Source organism: Cyanobium sp. LEGE 06143, from assembly GCF_015207535.1.
Classification (GTDB): domain Bacteria; phylum Cyanobacteriota; class Cyanobacteriia; order PCC-6307; family Cyanobiaceae; genus NIES-981.
This window is the reverse complement of record NZ_JADEWP010000243.1, coordinates 1-2,935: the sequence shown is the minus strand read 5'-3', so window position 1 is coordinate 2,935 and position 2,935 is coordinate 1. Positions and strand designations below refer to the sequence as shown.

General features: G+C 66.4%; 2 protein-coding genes. Both read left to right on the top strand.

All coding sequences use genetic code 11. The features are described from left to right. The coding region (locus IQ216_RS12940) for an outer membrane protein assembly factor (protein WP_193815797.1) at positions 1-2,061 on the top strand (2,061 nt) is incomplete at its 5' end. Continuing rightward, a complete protein-coding gene (gene lpxC / locus IQ216_RS12935; RefSeq protein ID WP_193815796.1) occupies positions 2,061-2,921 on the top strand; it encodes a UDP-3-O-acyl-N-acetylglucosamine deacetylase in 861 nt (286 codons plus the stop codon). The genes IQ216_RS12940 and lpxC, both read left to right, overlap by 1 nt. The last annotated feature ends 14 nt before the right edge of the window (positions 2,922-2,935 follow it).

Genomic DNA, 2,935 nt, shown 5'->3' with positions numbered 1-2,935 from the left:
GCACCAGAGGGGGCGGCACCGGCCCCAGCCCAGGAAAGCCCGGCCCCCGCTGACGCCTTCGGCGTGCCTGAGCAGTCCGATGTTCCTGAGGAGCCGCGGGTTCAGATCGCTGAGATCGTGGTGGAGGGCCTCGAAGGGCATCCCGAGAGCGAGCGCCTTGAGCTGGCCGCCTATGCCGCCATGGCGGTCACCCCCGGCACCCGGGTCACCCGCAGTGAACTGCAGACCGACCTCTCGGCCATCTATGCCACGGGCTGGTTTTCCGATGTGCGCATTCAGCCCCAGGATGGGCCCCTGGGGGTGAGGCTGATCGTCTCGGTGGTGCCCAATCCCGTGCTTCAGGCCGTGGAGCTGGAGCCCACGGATCTGAAGCTGCCGGAGCAGGTCGTCAGCGACACCTTTGCCGCCGACTTCGGCAAGACCCTCAACCTGAACGCCATGCAGTCCCGCATGCAGGATCTGCAGAGGTGGTATGCCGATCAGGGTTATTCGCTGGCAAGGGTCACCGGCCCCACCCGGGTGAGCCCCGACGGCACGGTGGAACTGCTGGTGCGGGAAGGCACCGTGGAGGGGGTGGAAGTCCAGTTCCTGGATAAGGAGGGTTCGGCCACCAACGAAAACGGTGAGCCGATCCGCGGCAAGAGTAAGCCCTGGGTGGTGAGCCGCGAGATCTCCATGAAGAATGGAGATGTCTTCAACCGCCGCCAGCTGGAGGAAGACATCCGCCGCCTCTACGGCACAGGTCTGTTCGGCGATGTCAAGGTCACCCTGCGCCCGGTGCCCGCCGAACCCGGCAAGGTGGTGATCGTGCTGGGCATGGTGGAGCAGTCCACCGGCTCCATCTCGGGCGGCATCGGCTACAGCCAGACTCAGGGCGTGTTCGGACAGATCCAGCTCCAGGAGAGCAATCTGTTGGGCAGAGCCTGGAATCTGGGTACCAACTTCTCCTATGGCCAGTTCGGTGGCCTGGGCGATATCACCTTCACCGATCCCTGGATTAAGGGTGATCGCTTCCGAACCTCTTTCCGCGCCCGGATCTTCTTCAGCCGGGAAGTGCCCCAGTTGTTCCAGAGCGAGAACAACGACACCACCTTTGACCTGAAGAACTTCAACGGCGCTGATTTCGACGTCGTCACCAACAGCCCTGTGGACACCTCCGGGCCGTTCGCAGAGGTGCGCACCAATTTCGACACCGTGGCGATCCAGCGGGTCGGGGCCAACGTGCAGTTCATCCGCCCCCTCAACGGTGGAGATCCCTTCAAGCGGGCCCCCTGGAACCTGATCCTGGCCTTTGGTGGCCAGGAGGTCACGCCGATGAACTTCTCGGGCTCGAAGTTCAGCCAGGCCGTGGTCGGCGTCGACGACGACCTGCCCCAGCCGGTGCGGGTGCGCAGCAATCAGGTGATCTGCCTGGCCTTCAACTGCGCCTCGGAAAACCAGTTGCTCAGCTTCAGGGTGGGAGCCACCTTCAGCTCCCTGGACGACCCCCGCAATCCCACCAGTGGCAACTTCTTCAGCATCGGCACCGAGCAGTTCCTCTCGGTGGGGGAGGACTCCCCCACCTTCAACCGACTGCGCACCACCTTCACCCACTTCATCCCGGTGGACTGGCTGAAGATCTACAAGGGCTGCCGTCCCAAGCCGGGCGAGACCCGTGATTGCAAGCAGGCCCTGGCGTTTCAGGTGTCCGCCGGCACCCTGATCGGCGATGACATCCCCCCCTACGAAGCCTTCTGCCTCGGCGGTGGCAACTCGGTGCGGGGCTACTTCGACTGTGACCTGGGGGTGGGCAAGAGCTATGCCGAGTTCACGGTCGAATACCGCTTCCCCCTGTTCAGCATCATCAGCGGCTCGGTGTTCTTTGACGCCGGCACCACCTTTGGCACCCAGAGCGACATCCCCGGCAACCCTGGTGGCCTGCTCGGCAAGGAGGGTGAGGGCTTCTCACCGGGGGTCGGCGTGATCGTCACCACCCCCGTGGGGCCGTTGCGGTTGGAGGTGGCCACGGAGAACTTCACCGACAACTGGCGCTTCAACCTCGGTGTGGGCTGGAAGTTCTAGTGGGGATCTGGCCCGCCGACTATTCCCGGGCCTGGACCCTCAGCGCTGCCGTGGAGCGCTCGGGTGTGGGTCTGCACAGCGGCGCCCCCTCCCGGGTCAGGCTGCAGTCGTCCAGGCGACCGGGCTACTGGCTGGGCTGGCTGGACCAGCCGGATGCCCCCCTGCTGCAGCTGGGGCCGGCGGCCGTCCATGGCACCACCCTCTGCACGGCGGTGGCGCTGGGGGACCGTCAGCTGGCCACCGTGGAGCACCTGCTGGCCGCCCTGGCCGGCACCGGCGTGAGCCAGGCCGAAATCCTGGTGGATGGCCCGGAAGTTCCCCTGCTCGATGGTTCCGCTCTCCCCTGGGTGGAGGCGATCGCTGAAGCCGGTCTGGAGCCGGTGGAGGGCACACCGCCCTCGCCCCAGCTGGAGGCGCCGCTCACGCTGCACCAGGGGGCCGGCTTCGTCACGGCCCTGCCAGCTCAAGGCCTGAGGCTGGGGGCCGGCATCGAGTTTGGCGAGGCGGCGATCGGTCGCCAGCTCTATGGCCTGGAGCTCACCCCGGCGGCGTTCGTGGCGGAGATCGCCCCGGCACGCACCTTCGGCCTGCTCTCCCAGGTGGAGCAGCTGCGGGCGGCCGGCCTGATCCAGGGCGGTGCCCTCGACAACGCCCTCGTCTGTGATGGCGATCACTGGCTCAACCCGCCGCTCCGGTTTGCCGATGAACCGGTGCGCCATAAAATCCTGGACCTGTTGGGCGATCTGGCCTTGGTCGGTCTGCCACGGGCCCAGGTGTTTGCCTTCCGGGGCTCCCATGGACTCCACACCGCCCTCGCGGCCGCTCTGGCGGACCTGCCCCGTTCGTCGTTTGCCGCTTGACCCCCTTGCCCACC